A 22120-nucleotide genomic window follows, 5' to 3' on the forward strand; every position below is an offset into this window, starting at 1 on the left:
ATAGATATAAAAATAAATTTTATAAGTAAGTGTTATCTAATTGTTAAAATTTGACAATAATCTATTAATATAATACATAATTATAATTTGAAGTAATTCATATTTTAGATTAAAATATATTTATGGCTGTTAACAGGAGGAGAAATATGAATTTAGATACATTAAATCCTGCTCAAAGAGAAGCAGTAGAAAAAACTGAGGGGCCAGTACTTATATTAGCTGGTGCTGGTTCAGGTAAAACTAAGGTACTAACAACAAGAATAGCATACCTTATGGAAGATAAAGGTGTACAAGCACCTAGTATATTAGCTATAACATTTACAAATAAAGCTGCAAATGAAATGAGAGAAAGAGTCGAACAAAATATAGGTTCGGAAACTAAGGAAATGTGGATAAGTACATTCCATTCTTGTTGTGTTCGTATACTTAGAAAAGATATAAATAAAATTGGTTACAATAGAAGTTTTGTAATTTATGATGCTGCAGACCAAGTAACCTTAGTCAAAGATTGCCTTAAAGAATTAAATTTAAGTGATAAAGTATTTGAACCAAAGGCCGTTATAAGTGCTATTTCAGGAGCAAAAGATAAGCTTTATACGCCAAAGCAGTTTAAAGATATGAATATGTCGGATAATAGAATGGTTAAAATTGCAGATATTTATGCATTATATCAAGACCGTTTAAAGAGAAATAGTGCACTTGATTTTGACGATTTAATACTTAAAACTGTAGAACTTTTTAAGGCTAATGATGAAGTATTAGCTTATTACAGAAGTAGATTTAGATACATAATGGTAGATGAGTATCAGGATACGAGTAAAGCTCAATATGAGCTAATAAAATTATTAGCTAGAGAACATCAAAATATCTGTGTTGTTGGAGATGATGACCAAAGTATTTATGGATGGAGAGGCGCAGATATAAGAAATATACTTGAATTTGAGAAAGATTATGATAATGTACATGTTGTGAAACTAGAACAAAATTATAGATCAACACAAGTAATATTAGATGCAGCTAACAAAGTTATATCAAATAACATAGAAAGAAAAAGAAAGAAACTTTGGAGTGAAAAGAAAGAAGGAGAACTTATAAAGATACAACTAACTGGTAGTGAAATAGAAGAAGCTGATTTTATAGCTGACTCAATTGCACAAATAGCTAGAAAAGAGAATAGACCATACAAAGATTTTGCAGTACTTTATAGAGCAAATGCACAAGCAAGACCTGTAGAAGACGCTTTAAACAGAAGTCAAATACCATATAATATATATGGTGGTACAAAGTTTTATGAGAGAAAAGAAATAAAGGACTTAGTAGCGTATTTAAGAGTTATTCAAAATCCACAGGATGACATATCTATAAAAAGAATTATAAACGTTCCTAGAAGAGGTATAGGGCTTAGAACTATAGAAAAAATTGAGGATAGAGCCAATCTGAAACAAGAGAGTATATATTCAGTTTTAATTGATATAGAAACAAACTCTGATATATCTACAAAAGCTAGAGCAAGTATAAGTGGATTTGTTGATATTATAGGTACACTTAGAACTATAAAAGAAGTCTATCCTGTTAGTAAGTTAATAGAAAAAGTTTTAGATACTACAGGATATATGGATGAACTTGTGGATATAAAAAATAAAAATGAAAAAGATTTAACTGGTAAAGGTGAAGAAGCTCAAGATAGAATTGATAATTTAAGAGAATTTATATCTATAGCACTAGAGTTTGAAAGTAGTAGTGATGACACTTATGAAAATAAAGATTTAGAGACATTTTTAACTAGTATAGCACTTACATCCGAATCTAATGATGAAGAGGACAATGATAGAGTTTCTCTTATGACAATTCATACATCTAAAGGATTGGAGTTTCCAGTTGTATTTTTAACAGGGATGGAAGAAGGACTATTTCCTATATCAAGAGCTATAAAGTCTCTGAGTGAATCTCAAATAGAAGAAGAAAGAAGGCTTTGTTATGTTGGTATAACTAGAGCTAAAGAAGAGTTATACATGTCACTAACTGAAAAAAGAACGCTATATGGTAAAACAAATGTTGCAATAGCTTCAAGATTTATGGAAGAGTTACCAGAAGAATGTATAGAAAGATTGTACAAAATGAAAAAAGAATTAAGTTATTCTAAAGCAAGTTATAATATGTTAGATAAATATACTAAAAAGTATATGAATACTATAAGTAAATCTAAAGTTGCAGATAATGTTAATGCTACAATAAAAGATTCAAATAAAGAGACTAATCCAGAAGACATAAAGCTTGGTTCTAAAGTACATCATCCTAAATTTGGGGTTGGAACAGTCGTGTCTATAACTGGAACAGATGTTACTATAGCCTTTGATAAGCAAGGAATTAAAAAAATAAATAAAGAATATACAACACTAGATATTTTATAATGGAGGAAAATTAGGAATGGATAGTATAAGCTTTGCTAAAAATTTAATAGATTTCATATACGATAGCCCATCATCTTTTCACGCAGTTGATAGTGCTAAAGAAGTTTTAGATAAAAATGGATTTGAAGAGTTAGCTTTAAATAAAAAATGGAATCTAAGAGTAGGTGGAAAATACTACGTGACTAAAAATTTATCTGCTATAGTAGCTTTTGTAGTTAACTCAGATAATATAGAAGAAGGTGGGTTTAGAATAATAGGTTCTCATTCAGATTCTCCTACATTTAGTATTAAGCCAAATGCAGAAATAGAAGCTGAGAAAGCTTATTTGAAGCTGAATACAGAATGTTATGGAGGAGCAATATTAAGTACATGGTTAGATAGACCACTTGGTATAGCTGGAAGAGTAGTCTTAAAAGGAGATAGTGTACTTAAGCCAAAGGAAAAACTTATCGACTTTAAAAAACCAATTTGTATAATACCAAATCTAGCTATACATTTGAATAGAAGCATAAATGATGGTCATTCATATAATAAGCAAAAAGATATGTTACCTCTAGTTGGATTATTAAACGATACATTAGAAAAAGATAACTTTCTTTTAAAACAAATATCATCTAATTTAAATGTAAAAGTGGAAGATATAATAGACTTTGATTTGTTCTTATATGAATTTGAAAAAGGAAGTTTAATAGGGGCTAATGAGGAATTTATATCTATTGGAAGACAAGATAATCTTGCAATGGTACATGCTAGTTTAAATGCTTTAGTTGATGCTAAAGGACAAAGTGGTGTAAATGTAATGGCTGTATTTGACAATGAAGAAGTTGGAAGTTCTACTAAACAAGGTGCAGATTCAAATATGCTATTAAATATATTGGAGAGAATATGTTTATCAATAGGGAAAGATAGAGAAGGATTTTTTGAGGCTATTTATTCGTCTTTCATGATATCATCAGATTTAGCTCATGCTATTCATCCAAATACTCCAGAAAAACATGACCCAACCAATAAACCAGTTATGGGAAAAGGGCCTGTTATAAAGATAAATGCAAGTCAAGCATATACAAGTGATGGATATTCTATAGCTGTTTACAAAAATATATGTAAAGAAGCTAATGTCGAGTATCAAGAATTTGTAAATAGGTCAGATGAGAGGGGTGGAAGTACTATAGGTCCAATATCCTCTACTCATGTAGATATACCATCTGTGGATGTAGGAAGTCCAATTTTAGCAATGCATTCTATAAGGGAATTAGGTAATGTTGAAGACCATTATAGTATATATAAAACATTTAGTAAGTTTTTTGAAATATAAATATAAGATAAACAATTTGGAGATGAAACTATGAAACTAGGACTATGCTTAGAAGGTGGAGGAGCAAAGGGAGCTTACCAAGCAGGGGTAGTTAACGCTTTGTATGATAATGGAATAAATCATTTTTATTCAATTTCAGGAACATCAATAGGAGCAATAAATGGATATTATTTATACACAGGTAATGTTGATAACTTGAAAAAAATGTGGACAAATATAAAAGATATCCAGAACGGAAATGTGAAAATAGTAAATAATACTGTGGATAATTCTCCAGCTATAGATAATCTGAGAGAACTAGATAGTAGTAAAATAGAGAAAATGAACTTCTATGTTAACTATGTAGAAGTTAATAATAAGGTAGTATCAGAAAAGGTTGTAAATGTGTCAAAAATGCCTAAAGACGAAGCAATTTTAAGCATTTCATATAGTGGATTGTTACCATCAAATCCAAATGCTACTCTTGGATTTAAAGAACAATTCATGAAGGATGTGCAAGATGGTATTTATGATGGTTTTAAATTGGATGGAGGTCTAATTAGGAGTGCGTTAATTGAGCCTTTAATTGTGGATAATGTGGATAAAATTATTCTGATATCCACAAAGTATAATTATGATTTACCAGATGACATCAAAAAAATATATAATGAAGATAAAATAATAGTAGTTAGACCTAACACTCAATTTGCACCTAAAGATACTCTTAACTTTGATGATGAGTTTTGTAAAACTATATATCAAGAAGGATATGAAATAGGAAAAAATATACTTGCTAGAGTTTAATTTAGAGTATAATATAATAAATGTAATTGTGTAATTTAATTAATAAAAAGGAAGGTAATAAGTCATGGAAAATAAAAATCCTATAGTAACTATAGTAATGGAAAATGGAAAAGAAATAAAAATTGAGTTGTACCCAAATATAGCACCAAATACAGTTAAAAATTTTGTATCATTAGTAGATGATGGATATTATAATGGAATAACATTTCATAGAGTAATACCAGGATTTATGATACAAGGTGGATGCCCAAATGGTACTGGAATGGGTGGTCCAGGACATTCTATAAAAGGTGAATTTAGTGGAAATGGATTCACTAACAATTTAAAGCATGAAAGAGGCGTTATATCAATGGCTAGAACTATGGCACCTAATTCAGCTGGTTCTCAATTTTTTATAATGCATAAAAATTCACCACATTTAGATGGTCAATATGCAGGTTTTGGTAGAGTTATAGAAGGTATGGATACAGTTGATGAAATAGCATCAGTTAGAACAGGAGCAGCGGACAAGCCACAGACTCCGCAAGTTATGAAAGCTGTAACTGTAGAAACTTTTGGAGTAGATTACTCAGACGTTGAAAAAAACTAGGACACAGATAAAAGAAAAAATATATACAACTTAAAGATAAAGTGAGATGTTATTATATTTTCTAGAGAATATAATAACATCTCACTTTTTAATTTATTCTATTATAATTTGTTTTACTGAAATTTAATTATCTATTAAATTTTTATTATACTAAATAACTCCAGTAATCTTATCAGAACATCATCTTAAAGTATTATAGAAAAATAATTATATTAAATTATTTATGATTAAGTTTTTAATATATAATATATTAAAATAAATATAGAAGATAGATGGAAAACATTTATTTTAACATTTTTTAAAGCTATTTTAGCGATTTTATTTAAGAAAAGAAAGTTATTTGTATATTTTTATTTAAGAAAAAACATTATAATGGTAATATATTCTATTTACAATTTCATAACTTTGGTTTACAATAATAGAGACAATAAATCCTAAAGAACATAATAAGAAAAAAGTGCTTAATATTTGAGAGAGACTGGTTTAGTTTACACCAGCTAAACCAGTCAAGGAATAATTTAAAGTGTAATATATAATAAGAAGAGAAAAATACACTATTAGAGTTTTCTAATAGTGTATTTTTTTATGGAATTTAATATTGTTATAAAAGAATTTCAAACAGTAAATTTTTAAGTGACATATTGTAACTAAGTATGTACTTTAACAAAGACATTAAATATATTGAAAGGTTTAATAAAAATATAAAAAACTGTTTCAAATTTAAATTTGAAACAGTTTTTGTGTTGTTTAAAGATTTTATATTATTTAAAATTTTTAATTGCAGTAGTTAAGTTAGGTACTAATTGTTTCTTTCTAGATACAACACCTGGAGCAAATGTTCCTTGAACTCCTTCAATACCAAATGCATCAGCAATCAATCTATCTTCTGCTTTGTAGATTAAATAAGAACCTTCTTTTATTATATCTGTAACTGCAAGAACTAATTTGTCATAATCAGTTGAATTTATATAAGATAAAAATTCATCCTTCTTAGCAAATATAGAGTCTGTGTCTAAAGTAAATACTTGTCCTATACCAACTCTATGTCCACTCATGTTAAACTCTTTAAAGTCCATATTTACTATTTGTTCTATAGTAAACTCATCTAAAGAAGTACCACATTTAAACATATCCATAGCATATTTTTCCATGTCTACTTTTGCTATTTTACTTAATTCTTCACAAGCTTTCTTATCCATATCAGTAGTTGTTGGAGATTTAAATAATAATGTATCAGATAATATAGCAGATAAAAGAAGACCAGCTATTTCATAAGGTATCTCAACATTATTTTCTTTATACATTTGATAAATTATAGTGCTATTGCATCCAACAGGCATAACTCTAAAATACATAGGAACATCAGTAGAAATACCACCAAGTTTATGATGGTCAACTATTTCAACTATATTTGCTTGTTCAATTCCATCAGCACTTTGAGCATATTCATTATGGTCAACTAAAACAACATTCTTTTTAGATGGATTTAATAGATGCCCTTTTGAAATTAATCCTAAAAACTTATTGTCATCATCTAATATAGGATAAGATCTAAAATTTGTTTCTAACATAATTTCTTTTATTTCATCCATATAGTCATCTTCTTTAAATGTAATCAAATTATCTGTGGCTTCTATAGAATCTAAGAAACTACATTGATTTATGACATTAGAAGTTTTGTAGTTGTCACTTTCAACAGAAACAACAGACACTCCATTTATTTTAGCAAGAGCTAGTAAGTCTTTTGAAATTTTTGTATGATTAGTAAGTATTAAAAGCTTAACTTTTGTATCAATTGCGTATTCAATACTATCATATCTATCACCAACAATAGCTATATCCCCTTCTTTTAAAGTCTCTATCAGGGTTTCCATACCAAATGATAAAGTAACAACTCTACCTTTTACATCTTCACCACAATCTACAAGGATATTACCATTAAGGTTTTTGCAGATATTTGATAGTGATGTGTGTATAGTTGTAAAATGTTGATGAAGAAGGTTTTTAGCTATTTCTTTCATGGTAATAATACCAGCAAAAGTTCCATCCTCATAAGTTACAGGTAATGTTTTAACATTTTTTTCATCCATAAGATTATAGGCTTCTAATATAGAAGAAGTTGGAGTTAAAGGTACTACCTTATCATAATTTAAATCTCTAACTTGTATTCTAACGTTATCTAAGATTTCAGGTGCATCTACCTTAAAGTAATCTAAGGCGTATTTAGCTTCCTTTCTGATGTCTCCTAAAGCATAAGCTGTTGCTTCTATCCCTAATTTGTTTTTTAAATGTGCTAATGAAATTGCAGAACATATTGAATCTGTATCTGGATTTTTATGTCCGAAAACTAATAAACTCATTTTAATACTCCTTTCAAAACCTGAATATAATAACTGATAAAAATATTATATCAAAAGGTAGTAAGTATTTGTTGTAAAAGAAAAAATTTAATGAAAAAATATTATAGGAAATTTTATCTCTTATATAAGTACTACAAATTTAATATAAAATTTTTTATGATATCTACTTTTACCCAATTAAATTAATTTTTATTCACAATTAATTGATTGGATATACCTGAGAAAAAATTAATTAATATGATAATAAACTAAGAATTTATAAATAATTTTGTGCTGTAAAATTTTTTGTATACATATTGTAAGTAAAAAATTAACGAGGTTGATATAAAAATTGTTTATCTACATGAAAAATATTATTTTAAGATATTGACTTAAAAATAACTTATAGAAACTAAAATGTTTTTAATTTATATATTTTTAAAAATTACATAGTCATTATCAAAAGAAAAAATGCATATAAATCAAAAATAAGTGTTATTTTATGAAAATATGACAAAAATATTATGTCTTACTTGTAAAAATAACATATAAAATTTAATAAATAAAAAAAGTGAAAGATATAAATTATCATTTTAGTAGTTTATTTAGTCAAAGTAAATTATTCAAATGAAATATATCTTATTTAAATAAAAAAATTTAATAAAAGTAAAAAAAATAATATATTTGTTAAAAAATAAATTGACAAAATATTCAGAAAAAAACTTCTTGACCTAAGGGCATAAAATAAATAAAATCTAAAGTATAGATATGAAATCTATAAAATTATTTTAAGTATAGGTTAAAAATATAATAGATGATGCATTTAAGATTTATAAAAATAGGAGATGCATAATTATTTAGGGAGGTTTTTAGTTATGGAGAAAAAAGAAAAGGTTGTAGAAACAGTAGCTGTTGAAGTATGTAGCCCTGAGATTGTCAATAGTGTTGAGACATTAAGAATGAGGCTAGAGGAAATTAGATTAGCACAAAAAGAATTTGCAACATTTACACAAGAGCAAGTAGATAAAATTTTCTTAGCTGCTTCAACTGCAGCAAATCAACAAAGAATTCCCCTAGCAAAAATGGCAGTTGAAGAGACTGGTATGGGTATTGTTGAAGATAAAGTTATAAAAAACCATTTCGCTTCAGAGTATATCTATAATGCTTATAAAGACACTAAAACTTGTGGTGTTATAGAAAAAGATGAGGCATTTGGATTTACAAAGATTGCTGAACCAGTAGGTGTATTATCAGCAGTTATACCAACAACTAACCCTACATCAACTGCAATATTCAAGTCCCTAATAGCACTAAAAACTAGAAATGGTATAATTTTCTCCCCTCATCCAAGAGCTAAAAACTGTACTATAGAAGCGGCTAGAGTTGTACATGATGCAGCAGTTAAGGCAGGAGCACCAAAAGGTCTTATAGGTTGGGTAGATGTGCCTTCAATTGAATTGACTAATGTTGTTATGGCAGAAGCAGACCTTATATTAGCTACTGGCGGACCTGGAATGGTTAAATCTGCATATTCTTCAGGTAAACCAGCTGTTGGAGTTGGACCTGGAAATGTACCAGCAATAATAGATGAGAGTGCAGATATAAAAATGGCTGTAAGTTCAATATTAGTATCAAAATCATTTGATAATGGTATGATATGTGCTTCTGAGCAAGCAGTAATAGTACCAGAAAAAATATATGAAGAAGTTAAAAAAGAATTTAAATATCGTGGAGCACATTTCTTAAATAAAGAAGAAACAGAAAAGGTAGGTAAAGTAGTAATAATTGATGGAACTTTAAATGCAAAAATAGTTGGACAACCAGCTCATGTAATAGCAAAAATGGCAGATGTAGAAGTGCCAAAAACAGCTAGGATAATAATTGGCGAAGTTGAATCTGTTGAAGTAGAGGAACCTTTTGCACATGAAAAACTTTCTCCTGTCCTTGCAATGTACAAGTCTAAGAGTTTTGAAGATGCAGTTGCTAAGGCTGAAAAATTAGTTGCTGATGGTGGGTATGGTCATACTTCATCATTGTATGCAGACTCTATCAATCAACCAGAGAGAGTAGAGAAGTTTGTAAATGCTATGAAGACTTGTAGAGTATTAGTTAATACTCCATCATCACAAGGTGGTATAGGTGATTTATATAACTTTAAATTAGCTCCATCTCTTACTCTTGGTTGCGGTTCTTGGGGTGGAAACTCAGTATCAGAAAACGTAGGAGTTAAGCATTTACTTAATATCAAGACAGTAGCTGAAAGGAGAGAGAATATGCTTTGGTTTAGAGCCCCACAAAAAGTTTATTTCAAAAAAGGATGTTTAGGTGTAGCAGCAAGAGAATTTAAAGATGTCATGAACAAGAAGAAAGCTTTTATAGTAACAGACTCTTTCCTTTACAATAATGGTTATACTAAAAAACTAACTGATTTATTGGATGAAATGGGAATTAAGCATACTACATTCTTTGATGTTGCTCCAGACCCAACACTAGCTTGTGCAAGAGAAGGGGCTAAGGCTATGTCCGATTTCCAACCAGACTTAATAATATCTGTAGGTGGAGGTAGTGCAATGGATGCTGGTAAGATAATGTGGGTAATGTATGAGCATCCAGAAGTAGATTTCCAAGATTTAGCAATGAGATTTATGGATATAAGAAAAAGAGTATATGCATTCCCTAAGATGGGTGAAAAAGCATACTTTGCAGCTATTCCTACTTCAGCAGGAACTGGTTCAGAAGTAACTCCATTTGCAGTTATAACTGACCAAGATTCAGGTGTAAAATATCCATTAGCAGATTATGAATTAATGCCAAATATGGCTATAATTGATGCAGATATGATGATGGAAATGCCACCAAGATTAACAGCAGCATCAGGTGTTGATGCATTAACACATGCACTAGAGGCATATGTATCTATGCTAAGAACTGAACCAGCTGATGGACTAGCACTTCAAGCAGGCAAAATAATATTTGAATATTTACCTCGTGCATATAAAAATGGAAAGACTGATAAAGTAGCAAGAGAAAAAATGGCAATGGCATCTACTATGGCTGGTATGGCTTTTGCAAATGCTTTCTTAGGAATTTGCCACTCTATGGCACATAAACTTGGTGCATTCCACCATGTTCAACACGGTGTTGCAAATGCATTGTTAATAAATGAAGTAATTAAGTTCAATTGTGCAGAGGCTCCAAATAAGATGGGCGCATTTTCACAATACAGATACCCTGATTGTATACAAAGATATGCTGAATTTGCTTCTTTCGCAGGAATTAAAGGAAATACAGACCAAGAAAAAGTGGATAATCTTATAAAAGCAATAGATGAATTAAAGGCAAGAGTGGGTCTTCCTAAGACTATAAAAGAGGCAGGAGTAGATGAAGCTAAATTCTTAGAGGGATTGGATGCTATGGTTGAACAAGCATTTGATGACCAATGTACAGGTGCAAATCCTAGATATCCATTGATGAGTGAATTAAAAGAGATATATTTAAAAGTTTATTATGGTAAATAATATTTCTTTTAGAATATTAATTCTATTAGACTTGAATATAAGTTATTAGACTTGTATATAAGTTATTAGACTTGTATATAAATTATTAGATTTGCATATAAATAGAGTTTTATTAGAGCTATATATAAATATTTGTTAATGATAGATTATAACTTAAAACCTAAATAAAAATGATAAAAGGTAAGAAAATTTATATTGATTTTGAATATGTATATTTAATCAATTAACTTTAAAATTAGTCACAAAATTTTTTTATTACATATAATTTTAAAGTATAATATATAAAAAACTTTATGAAAAAATTATAAAAATATTCAGAAAATTCTATTGACTAATCTATTTATCATGATATAATAGGTATAGAAAACAAAAAAACTGGGGCCTATTAAGGCCCCCTTATTACTTTTTGATAGATTTATTTAGAATAACTTTCTCATTTTGATTTTTTATATTTATGACAGAGTCGTTGTAATCTACCTCGAAGTTAGCAAAGGCAGAAAATAAATCTATATCTCTTAACAAATGAATTGTCATACATTGCTTGTTCTTATTTAATCTTAGAATTAATGCTCTTACAAATGGAAATTGGATTCTAGAATTAAATAAGTTAGAACCATCAGTATCTATATCTAAGCTACGATAACTAATATCTATAAATATATCTACATCATCATTTTCTTCTCTTATTATTCTGTAGTCAAAATCCAAGTCTAAATTTAAATTACCTAAAACTAATAACATTTAAATCCTCTTTTCTATAAATGATTTTAGAGTGTTAGTTTAACTAAGCTCTCCATCTATTATAGATATAATTCTATCTGCTTTTCTAGCAATATTTTCATTATGTGTTATTATTATAAGCGTTTGGTTATATTTTTTTATTGAACTTTTTAGTAAATCCATGACTTCTTCTGTAGTTTTGCTGTCCAAATTTCCTGTTGGTTCATCTGCTAGGATTATACTTGGTTTTGTAGATAAAGCACGTGCAATAGCAACTCTTTGTTGTTGACCACCAGATAATTGATTTGGAAGATGATTTTTCCTCTCATTAAGCCCCAATAAATTTATAAGGTCTTTGATGTATTCTTCATCGACTTTTTTATTGTCTAACTTTAGTGGTAATTCTATATTTTCTTTTACATTTAATACTGGAATTAGGTTATACTGTTGAAAGACAAATCCTACTTTTTGTCTTCTATATTTTGCTAGTTCTTTATCTGAAAGGCAACATATATCTTTACCATCGACTTTTATAGTTCCACTACTTGGTCTCTCAAGACCACCTACTAAATGTAGAAATGTGCTTTTCCCACTTCCACTTGGGCCAATTATTGCAACAAATTCACCCTTATTTATTTTTAAATTTGCATCCTTTAGTGCATGTACAGATGTTTCTTTTTTTCCATAAATCTTACCTAAGTTAAGAATCTCTAATATAGGCATAATTACTCCTCCTATTCTGTAATGTTTATAGCTTCGACTATACTAATTTTATTTATCTTCCTTGATGGAATATATGTAGCTAGAATACCTACAATTATGTTTGCTAAAACAACTAGGATATATATTTTGTAATCTATTGAAAATCCCAATCCATATGATACAAATCCCTGCAGGTAATACATTTTAAATTGTATTATAAGACCAGCCACAATGGTAATTATACTTGAGAGTGCTCCATATAATATTCCCTCATAGAGTATCATATTTTTAAATCCTTTCTCAGAGATACCAATAGCTCTTAACATTCCAAATTCGTTAGTTCTTGAGGTTAAGTTATAACTTATGTTATTTATTATATTAAATACACTAATTATGAACATCACTGCTACTATACCATAATTATAAATCATGGACCTAGATGTCATCTTATCAGAGTTTTCTTTTTCTACCATCATATCTACCGTTGTAGTTCCAGGAACTTCACTTCCAATTTTACCCAAAAGTTTATTTATTTTTTTCTTGTTTGCATTTTTATTAAGGTCTAGATAAACTAAGTTATACTTATCTACATCAGTTAATTTTTTTAGATATTCGCTACTCGTTATTACATCTACACCCTCATCTCCAGAGTACATACCATTATCTGCAAAAGGATAACTTACAATAGCTCCAACTTTAAAGTCATATTCTAGATATTCATAATTATCTTTTTGACTTTCATAAAGTCCTGTATCTATTCCAACTTTTGGATATTTGACCTTTATAGTATCGCCTACTTTTATATCTACAGCTGGTGTGCCTGTGCCAGGAGTAAAAGTCTTTGAATATTTCTGTGTTTTAGAAATTTCTGGTACATATACTATAGACAAGTTTTCTTTTTTCATTTTTTTCAAATTTATACTTCCACTTACCAAGTATTTTTCTAATGATTTTATCATCTCATCATCATAACCTCTTAACTTTTGTTTTAGTGTATATTTTCCGGTAGTCTTATTTTTTGTGAATAGAGGAAATTTCTTATAATAAGGAGCTGAATTTATAGCTTCGTAGTAATCTAATCTATTTATTGTATCTACCTCTATTCTCGTGTTCAATATGCTAGCAGTTTTGATTTTGTCAATTCCATCTATATTTTTTATTTTGTCTATCTGATTATCATTAAAACCCTTTATATCCTTGAAAGAAGTGCTGTTGCCAGTTTCATTTAGAAAAACATTTGATAGAATAAAATCTGCATTCATATATGTTTGCTCTTGACTACTTTTGTTTTGGACATCTAAAAAAGAAGATTTATAATTGTCTTTTATGATGATTATACCTCCTATGCTCATAGATAATATAATTACAATGAAGCCCTTTTTATTTCTAAAGATGTTTTTCGCAGATATAGATTTTGTTACTGATATATTTAAAGTTAATTTGGATATTAAAGAATTAACTTTGGTTACATTTTTATCAGTTCCAAAAGTTTTTCTGATAGCATCAATAGGGGAAATTCTTCTTATTTTTAAGTATGTAAAGAAACTTATAATCAGTATTGTTAGTATTGTACATGCAATTGATAAGAGGATTATTTTATCTGGAATAACAAAAGGTGTAACATTTATATTTCCTTCAAATTTAATATTTCCTGCAGACCTATTAAATATTTGTGCTCCCCCCATACCTGTACATATACCTATAGGCATTGCTATCAAAGCAAGTATGAAAAGTTCATAAAACATAAGTTTGAAAATCCTAAAATTAGTGGCTCCAATTGCTCTTAAGACACCATATTCCTGTACTCTTTGGTATATTGATATAACATAGATACTATATATTACAATACCAGCAAATAGACTCATAGCAATTGCAACGAATTTACTTGAATCATCTAAAATACCATTTTTCATAGTAGAGTCTATAAGCATTGAGTTTTTTCCTATACTATTCTCATCCAACATAGCATTTTTTGCTATATTGTCTATGTTTGTATTTATATCACTGCCCTCATTAAATTCAACATAAGCTGTAAACTTATCCAATTTTGATTGATTGAGATTCAAAAAAATTTCACATTTTCCCTTGCTTTTTTCTATATATCTATCTTCAAGTATTCCTACGACTTTAAAAGTCTCTGGATTTTCTTTTTGATATAATTTAAAAGTAAGGTCTTGATTTATCTCTGGTTTTAAACCCATACTATTTAAGACCCATTTCTCTACTACCACCTCATTGCTAGCTTTTGGAAAGCTACCTTTTATAAGTTTAGAATGGCTAGTCAAGTAATTTTTATTTGCATATTCTATGTTTATAGGTAATTTTTCATTAACATCTGTGGATGCATAGTAAGATGTTATACCCAAATTTTTAATATCTTTACTAGATTTTATGGATTCTAATTGATTTATCTTTATATCTTTAAAGTATGCATGGTCAGTTCCAAGTTCTCTTCTCAATCTATCTACATCTGCTTGCTGAGAACTTCTTGAGAGGGTACCAATACCGACAATGAGTGATGTGGCAAGAATTATACTCACAGCAATTGCTAAAGACCTAGCTTTATAACTTTTTATATACCTTAGTACTATTTTCAAATTATCTTTCATGTTTACCACCTTCCTTTCTTAACTAAATCAATTATATATTTATCTAAAATATATAGCAAAGTAAGTATTTTCAAATTTTAATCAGTTAATTGTACAAATTTATATGTGTTTTTACAAGTTTAGTTAATCTATATGTAAATTTTGACTTTTTACATAATTTTTTTAAAATGATATAATTTTCATATAAATTGTAGATGGGAGGGAAATTATGGAGAATAACTTTATATTTCCTATAGTAATACTAACCTTATTTATATTTAGTAACCTTATAATGAATAAGTACAGGTTTTATAAAGAATTAGACATATTAAAAAGAGGACTACTAACATTTTTTTTATCCTGTTTTGTATGGATTTTATTCATGGAGGGTATTCAATATATACAATTAAGTTTAGGATATAATTTTTTACTTGAAGGAGTATTAAATATTATACTTTTTTTAAGTTTAATTATTTTAAGTCTTTATATAGGATTTAAATTTATAAGATTGCTAGACAATAACAATAAACAAGAGTACAAGTTACAAAAACTAGATAGTAAAATAAATCATAAGGACAATATAATCGTGAAATTAAGAAGTCAAAAACATGACTATTTAAAACATTTACAAGTAGTATATTCTTTATTAAATACTGGCTTAGCTGAAGATGCTAAAGGATATATAATGAATATATCAAATAACTTTAAATCAAAAAACTCAAGGTATGGAAAAGTATCTTATTTAGATGCTATAGCTTCATTAAAATATGAGGAATGCCTTGAAAAGAATATATCTTTTGATGTCTATATTCAAGATTTTATGGATAATTTAGAGATTGAACCTAACGACATGAGTTCAGTACTATTAAATATAATAGACAATGCAATAGAGTCTTTGTCTGCTATAAAAAAGGAAAAGAAGTATATAAGATTGCATGCATATGAAGATGAATTTCAGTATATTGTAGCCATAAAAAATAATGGTCCTAAAATACATAATGTTGAAAGTATATTTTTGGATGGGTTTAGCACTAAAGAAGGACAAGATAGAGGTTTTGGGTTATATCTAGTTAAAAATATATTAGATAAGTATGATTATAGTATACTTGTAAATAGTGACGATTTTTTAACTGAATTTGTAATTTTAATACCAAAATATTATTAGTTAGGAGGAGAGAAGTCTGTGATAAAAGTTTTGATTTGTGATGATGATAAAATTGTAAGAGATGATATAGCAAATATAGTTAAAGAGTCTGGATATGTAGATTATGTTAAGAAAGTCAAGGATGGTATAGAAGCAATTGAATTTATAAAAAGTGAGAAAATAGACTTATTGATTATTGACATTGATATGCCATATAAAAATGGGATTGATTCTGCCAAAGAAATTCTTTCTATAGATAAAGATATACATATAGTTTTTGTAACAGGTTTTGCTGACTATAGTCTTGAGAGCTTTAAAGTACATCCTATAGATTTTATAGTTAAGCCGTTTAAAAAAGAAAAAATAATTGATTCAATTAATATAGCAATAGACCACATTAACTCTCATAAAATTGCAAAAAATAATTTTATAGAAGATACTCTTTTTGTATATAAAATAAGGAAACAGATACATATGATTAATTTTGATGATATAGTCATGTTTGAGAAAAATTCAAGAGCTATTAATTTATATACTAGAGATGAAGATACGATAAAATTTTATGAGAACTTTGATGATTTAAAAAAACGCCTACCTCCTAATTTCTTTATGACTCATAGACAATACATAGTAAATTTAAGACTTATACATAAGGTTATACCTATAAATAAGTCTTCTTTAGAGATAAAATTTATAAATTTTCAAGAAAGTGCTACTTTAAATAAATCTTTAGAAAAAGATTTTCTATACAGATTTTATAGGGTTAAAAGGTTCTAATGAAGAAAAAAATTTTCAGTGATATACAATATGTACGATGAAGATATCATATAAATTTGCTATAGTTATAAATTAATTCATATAAAATATAATATAAAAACATATTGGACTTTCATGGAAAATTAGAAAGCCCAATATGTTTTAGAGATAAATCTTATATTTATAAGTTGCTTAAAATACTAGGGTCTTTAATCTTATTATCTTCAGCAAGTAATAAGATTTTAGACAAAATCTCAGCAGTCTTAGGGTCTTCATCAGCAAAAGGAAGGAATATCTTTCCTCTACTTTGAGAATGTACAGGAAGTATATTTAAAGCACCCATTCCTTTTTTATGTACAATACCAGAACCCATATGTACAGAATACTCACCTAAATTGCCTGCTATAAGAGCATGAGACCCTTCAAAATTGACATTTTTAATCTTTAACAATAATAGCAATTCTTTAGCAATTGCTATACGCATCTCTACAGTAGAATGGCTTGTTTCAGGGTCAACACCACCAGCATGAGCGACACTTACAACGAGGTCTATATCACGCATAACTTCTGAAAATAAAATTGGAGGTATTGAAGCCAATTCTAAGCTTTTATAAGTTTTTCTATCAAAGAATTCTACTGTTTCAATAGTAGGTGGCTCAATGTCTGCTGGCGAAAACCAATCAGCAAGTGCAAACATTTTTGCTACTATATTTTCTTTATAAAACACTTTTTGTAAACCTTCTTCATAATCAACAGTCCAAAGCTGATTTCTAAGAAGTGCTACAGTTTTCTTTGGCTGGATTTGGTGTCCAGCATATCTACGAGATATAGTTTTTTCAGATAATTCATCACTATTTATTCTATAATACTCGCGAAATACTTGCTTAAATGGCTGAACAATTTGCTTATTAAATAAGTCATGTTGGAATTCACTCCATTTACCAGATTCAAAAAGATGAACCGGATGTGCAAGTTTTAATTTATTTTTTGCTGTTAATTTAGAAGTCTCGCCCTCTATATTGCAAATAAAGAACTTAGACTTATCATTATAAACATATCCAATATTATCATCGCACACCCACACTAGATTCTTAATCAAAGGACAAATAACTGGGTTTTTATAAATATTGGAGATTTCCTTAACTGTAAATACTGTTTCATTTTTCATAGCTTGCTCTAAACTTTGTTTTGCACGAGAATACTGACTTTTTAAATCTCTTTGTACTGATTTAAGTTCAAGTACATATGGATGTTTTGCAAGAGCTTTTGGTACACTTTTTAAAGTCTTATCACCTTTTTGGACTTTTATAGATGTTTTTCCTTTTTCATCAACATCTATCCAAAGTGAAGTTCCATCAATATTCTTTGGTTTAAATATATGAGCAACCTCATTTAGTTTTTCCGTTTCAAGAGCCCACATCATACGATTGATATCTTCAAAACCAGCACTTCTAGCTAAGTTTTCCATTGCTATTGCACAAGCCTTTGATTCACTTTCACGACGTTGTGCACCAAATTGTTTACTTTCTTTAGCAAACTTTTGAATAAATTCATAACGGAAAGTTGCTTCTTTAAGGTCTCCTTTTTTCATAGGAAGTAAAGAGAAACTTCTCAATTTATCTTGATTTCTATTTGTTTCAATTTCTTTCATCAGCATATCTTTATCAAGTTTTCCAAGTGTAGCATCAGCATAAAGTTGTGCACGTCTGTGAGAGTTTCCACCACTAGTTATGTATTTAGCTGATTTGTAAAGGAGATTGAATCTTTCTTCTCCAATAGTTTTATATGAATCTAAAAACCAATCCACATCAAATGCTCCATCCATGAAACTCTGTGGTGATATAGGAGAGAATAGAGCAACTTCTGATTCTTTTTGAGCAGAGAAGCCTTCATTTATATGTGCATGGAAATACCAAATTGTACTCTTTAAACCTTTCCAGTTTAAATATTTTTCAATTATATTTACCCATTGAGGAGCATACATAGCAGCTTCTATTAATCTTAATTCAGTAATATCAGTAGTTTTAAGTAATTTTTTTAATTCTTTAGAATTATCTTCTTTAGTAGGATAACAATTTTTAAGTAGAGAACTCAAAACATCTTTTTTTGAATAATTACTACCATATGAATATCCTCTTTGGAAAGTTTCTTTACCAAGAGCAACTAAGATATTTACGAAATAATTCATACCCTCAAAATGTTGTATATTATCAGCTAGATGAGAAACTTCTGTTGGCATATCACCTCTACGTGATTCGATTTCTATAATTCTATTTGTAACTGTTTTTATATTGTTTTCAAGCCATGGATGTTTTTCTAATGTATCACCACCCCATCTAGGGTTTGTCAAAATTCGTATTATATTTGTTGCATTGTATCCAGTTACAATTTCTCGATTGATTTGTTCCTCAGTCATTAATCCCAATTCATATGCACGAGCAAATATATCTATATTAGTATAAAATGGGAATTTATATTCTAAAAGTTGATAATTTGCAAATGTAGTATAGAAGAACTTAGTAAAAGAAATATCATCATAAATAAATGAATGTGCCTTTCCAAGCCAATAGTTTAAAATTGGTGCATCTAAAGCAGGGCAGTATTCATTTTGTCTATAGTAGTTTTTAGTAAACTCAACTCTTTGCTTTTTACATTGTTCAGTAGTTAATAGGTTTCTAAGTTTGTAGTATGTATCTAAACAGTATTCAAACATTTCTTTCTGGTCAAATTCATTTAGTAATACTGCAAGTATTTTTCTTGTAAGAACATCAAATTTTAATTTATCTAATTTTGTATATAATTTTTTTTGTTTTTTTTCATCAAGGACATTTGAGTATATAGATGAAAACCAACTTTTTTCTATTTCATGATAAGAGCATGAGCGTATGCTATAAAATAAAATATCAAGGATTATTTTATAATCTAAATTAAGTTTCTTACTAGTTTCTCTCCAAAGTTCAGCTAATGGATAATTATCAATAGTATCCTTATTATTTCCAGTTATATGTTTAATAGGAGTTAGATTATATGTAGAGTAACCTAAAAGTATTTTATCCATATTACCTGACCATCTCTCAACCTCATACTCATAATCTGCATTTTCAATAATAAGTTCATCAAATTTTTCATATACTTTTAATATTTTATTTATATCTACATCGAGAATCTTCTTAGCTTCTTTTTTAGTTGATATAGAAACAGAATCCTCATTAGAAGATAAGCTTAAATTGGAAATAATCTTATTAAGTTTTGATGGAGTAGAGGAATCGTATTTAAAATCAAATTGTTCAGGAATTTGAACCTTATTTTCAGGATTGTATATCCCAAATCCATTTTCTTTACAATAATCATTTTTTGCTTTACCTAATAAATTATCAATTAATATCTGAACTTGAGATGTATTCTTTTTAGACTTATCAACACTTTCCACTAATGAAATAAGTTTATTGTATAGTTCTTGTCTATCAGTATTGTCTTTTAATAAGTTTACAATTTCAAGTCCTCCAAGACATTTTTGCGAATTTGAAGATTTTATTAGAGAAGAAGCAATATTTTCTAGTTTTGAATCATCTTGTTCAAGTAAAATCTTTATTACTGTTTGTCTGATAGAGCTTGTTTTTAAAGTAAGTAAGTTGTTTATTCTGTCTAACTCTACATCTGATAAGTCAAGTTCTTTAAGTAGACTTAATACAATTTCTCTATTAGAAACACTCTTATCGCTCAAACATTCTAATAAGAAACTACGTTGTTTATCTGTTTTTGGCTCATTTATAAAATTAGCTATAAATGAAGCTCTTAAATCAGAACTCATAAGAAGATAGTTGTCCATTAGAACATCCATAAATTGAGTATTCATATCATATGCTGTTAATGTCATCATGCATCTAAGGATACTGTAAGAAGAAATTTCGACCCAAGACCATGGAAATACACTGCCAGAAAATTCCTTAGTTTTTGAATTTAAAAGTTCTAAAGTATGTTTTAGATTTTCAAATTGTTCCTTTCTAGCATCAAAGTCTTTATTAATAGGAGAATTTGATAAGTCAAAATCAACTTTTTGGTTTTGCCAATTATAGTAGTAACCAACAGAACTTTCTACATAGAAATTTCTAACTACCCATGCAAGTATCTCTAAATCGTCGCCTTTAATATTTTTAGATGCAACAGAGTGTTTAAAATATGTACTTTCTGTATTTGATAAGAAGTAAAGAGCTACAAGTTTTTTGTACTTTTCATCATATGAAAGCAATTTTTCAATAAGAGTGTATGAATCATAGATATTGTAAGTTGCAGCTGCCCATAAACTAAAATAAATTTCAAGGTTATCCTTACTGTTAATTGACTCTATACAAAACTCTTTATCAGTCAATGATTTATATGAAAGTTCTAAGCACTTACGAATTATTCCAGGTTTTTGGTCTGAAAAACCAAGCCCTGTCCATGTATCTAAAGCTCTTATAACAGAACTAAATCTTTCTAAATTGTTATCTAGGATAGTTTTTAACATATAGACAGATGCAGGAATTGTACCTTCGTCTAGGCTTTCTACAATTTGTTGTCTAAGACCTTCTTGTTGCTTAGCAGCCAAAAGAAGTTTAGAAAGCATTTCATAGCATTTTTCACTATGACTTTTCATAATACCAATTATCATTTGTCTAGTAAGTAGGGCAGTTTGATTTTCTCCAAAAATTACTTCTTCTAAAGCATTGATTACATCATCATTTCCATTATCTATTTCTAATGCGATTTTATCACTCATTATATAATCATATTGAAGAACTTTATCTGGAAGTGTAAGATAATCTAATACAGAAAAATCGTAATATATCAAACTCACATAATGTGAAATAAGCCTAATTATACTTCTAAAATAATCTTTAAGTTTATTTGAGCGATACCCTTTACGATAGTATCCTCCTGAATATGTATAATTCATTTTTCTTTTAATTAATTGACAAAGTTCTTCTACTTGCTCAGAAGTAAACATTAATTCTAAAGCATTTTTTAAAGGGCCAGAAAGTAATGTGTCTACACTTTCAATTTCATAGTAATAACAATTATAGTATTTTTTTATCATATCTAAGAATTTATTTTCATCTTTTACATCATAATAGTATGATTCGTCTTTTACACAATCCCAAAGAGCTTCAGTTAAATCGTAATATGGTTTTGAAGAAGATTTAGTAAGATTGTTTTTAAAATCTTCAATTATTTTAGGATTTTTTTCTAATCTAGTACGTTCTGACATTTATGTA

At 28.3% G+C, this 22120-nt stretch carries 12 protein-coding genes; 7 read left to right on the plus strand and 5 right to left on the minus strand.

Annotation, left to right across the window (positions count from 1 at the left end):
- Positions 1-146 precede the first annotated feature (146 nt).
- The 4 genes from IC758_RS02245 to IC758_RS02260 all read left to right on the plus strand — a co-directional run bounded on the left by IC758_RS02245 (position 147) and on the right by IC758_RS02260 (position 5098).
- The gene (locus IC758_RS02245) at positions 147-2411 is read left to right on the plus strand and encodes a DUF3553 domain-containing protein (protein ID WP_227435521.1); all 2265 of its coding nucleotides are present in this window, start codon (positions 147-149) and stop codon (positions 2409-2411) included.
- 16 nt (positions 2412-2427) lie between these two features.
- Entirely contained in the window at positions 2428-3726 is a 1299-nt protein-coding gene (locus tag IC758_RS02250; RefSeq protein ID WP_227825089.1) for a M18 family aminopeptidase, read from the plus strand.
- 30 nt (positions 3727-3756) lie between these two features.
- On the plus strand, positions 3757-4509 hold the full coding sequence (locus IC758_RS02255) for a patatin-like phospholipase family protein (protein WP_227435517.1): 753 nt from the start codon (positions 3757-3759) through the stop codon (positions 4507-4509).
- Positions 4510-4573: 64 nt separating this feature from the next.
- Positions 4574-5098: a peptidylprolyl isomerase gene (locus IC758_RS02260; RefSeq protein WP_227435515.1), complete on the plus strand. Its 525-nt coding sequence runs from the start codon at positions 4574-4576 to the stop codon at positions 5096-5098.
- A 761-nt stretch (positions 5099-5859) separates the two neighbouring features.
- Here the strand turns inward: IC758_RS02260 and IC758_RS02265 are convergent.
- Positions 5860-7458, minus strand: coding sequence for a putative manganese-dependent inorganic diphosphatase (locus tag IC758_RS02265; protein ID WP_227834848.1), 1599 nt, complete (start codon positions 7456-7458; stop codon positions 5860-5862).
- 854 nt (positions 7459-8312) lie between these two features.
- Between IC758_RS02265 and adhE the strand changes: the two genes are divergently transcribed.
- Positions 8313-10955 (plus strand): bifunctional acetaldehyde-CoA/alcohol dehydrogenase, encoded by a 2643-nt coding sequence (gene adhE, locus IC758_RS02270; protein ID WP_227435504.1) that lies wholly within the window; start codon positions 8313-8315, stop codon positions 10953-10955.
- A gap of 399 nt (positions 10956-11354) precedes the next feature.
- Here adhE and IC758_RS02275 read toward each other — a convergent pair whose 3' ends face one another.
- From IC758_RS02275 to IC758_RS02285, 3 genes are read right to left on the minus strand one after another with little or no spacing between them, the layout of a single operon-like run.
- Positions 11355-11696: a hypothetical protein gene (locus IC758_RS02275; protein WP_227483394.1), complete on the minus strand. Its 342-nt coding sequence runs from the start codon at positions 11694-11696 to the stop codon at positions 11355-11357.
- 39 nt (positions 11697-11735) lie between these two features.
- Positions 11736-12398, minus strand: coding sequence for an ABC transporter ATP-binding protein (locus IC758_RS02280; protein ID WP_227483393.1), 663 nt, complete (start codon positions 12396-12398; stop codon positions 11736-11738).
- Positions 12399-12409: 11 nt separating this feature from the next.
- Positions 12410-14986 (minus strand): ABC transporter permease, encoded by a 2577-nt coding sequence (locus IC758_RS02285; RefSeq protein ID WP_227825092.1) that lies wholly within the window; start codon positions 14984-14986, stop codon positions 12410-12412.
- Positions 14987-15194: 208 nt separating this feature from the next.
- On the opposite strand from IC758_RS02285, the gene IC758_RS02290 reads away from it, so the two are divergent.
- The gene (locus IC758_RS02290) at positions 15195-16130 is read left to right on the plus strand and encodes a sensor histidine kinase (protein ID WP_227435495.1); all 936 of its coding nucleotides are present in this window, start codon (positions 15195-15197) and stop codon (positions 16128-16130) included.
- 18 nt (positions 16131-16148) lie between these two features.
- Complete coding sequence (locus tag IC758_RS02295) at positions 16149-16886, plus strand: LytR/AlgR family response regulator transcription factor (protein ID WP_169468229.1); 738 nt, start codon at positions 16149-16151, stop codon at positions 16884-16886.
- Between the two features lie 160 nt (positions 16887-17046).
- Here IC758_RS02295 and IC758_RS02300 read toward each other — a convergent pair whose 3' ends face one another.
- Entirely contained in the window at positions 17047-22113 is a 5067-nt protein-coding gene (locus tag IC758_RS02300; RefSeq protein ID WP_227860703.1) for a DUF4132 domain-containing protein, read from the minus strand.
- Positions 22114-22120 lie beyond the last annotated feature (7 nt).

This window comes from Clostridioides sp. ES-W-0016-02 (genome assembly GCF_020641035.1).
GTDB lineage: Bacteria > Bacillota > Clostridia > Peptostreptococcales > Peptostreptococcaceae > Clostridioides.

Bases quoted from the DNA above. Each gene is read 5' to 3' on its own strand.
- IC758_RS02245 (WP_227435521.1), top strand. From the start codon at position 147: ATGAATTTAGATACATTAAATCCTGCTCAAAGAGAAGCAGTAGAAAAA.
- IC758_RS02250 (WP_227825089.1), top strand. From the start codon at position 2,428: ATGGATAGTATAAGCTTTGCTAAAAATTTAATAGATTTCATATACGAT.
- IC758_RS02255 (WP_227435517.1), top strand. From the start codon at position 3,757: ATGAAACTAGGACTATGCTTAGAAGGTGGAGGAGCAAAGGGAGCTTAC.
- IC758_RS02260 (WP_227435515.1), top strand. From the start codon at position 4,574: ATGGAAAATAAAAATCCTATAGTAACTATAGTAATGGAAAATGGAAAA.
- IC758_RS02265 (WP_227834848.1), bottom strand. From the start codon at position 7,458: ATGAGTTTATTAGTTTTCGGACATAAAAATCCAGATACAGATTCAATA.
- adhE (WP_227435504.1), top strand. From the start codon at position 8,313: ATGGAGAAAAAAGAAAAGGTTGTAGAAACAGTAGCTGTTGAAGTATGT.
- IC758_RS02275 (WP_227483394.1), bottom strand. From the start codon at position 11,696: ATGTTATTAGTTTTAGGTAATTTAAATTTAGACTTGGATTTTGACTAC.
- IC758_RS02280 (WP_227483393.1), bottom strand. From the start codon at position 12,398: ATGCCTATATTAGAGATTCTTAACTTAGGTAAGATTTATGGAAAAAAA.
- IC758_RS02285 (WP_227825092.1), bottom strand. From the start codon at position 14,986: ATGAAAGATAATTTGAAAATAGTACTAAGGTATATAAAAAGTTATAAA.
- IC758_RS02290 (WP_227435495.1), top strand. From the start codon at position 15,195: ATGGAGAATAACTTTATATTTCCTATAGTAATACTAACCTTATTTATA.
- IC758_RS02300 (WP_227860703.1), bottom strand. From the start codon at position 22,113: ATGTCAGAACGTACTAGATTAGAAAAAAATCCTAAAATAATTGAAGAT.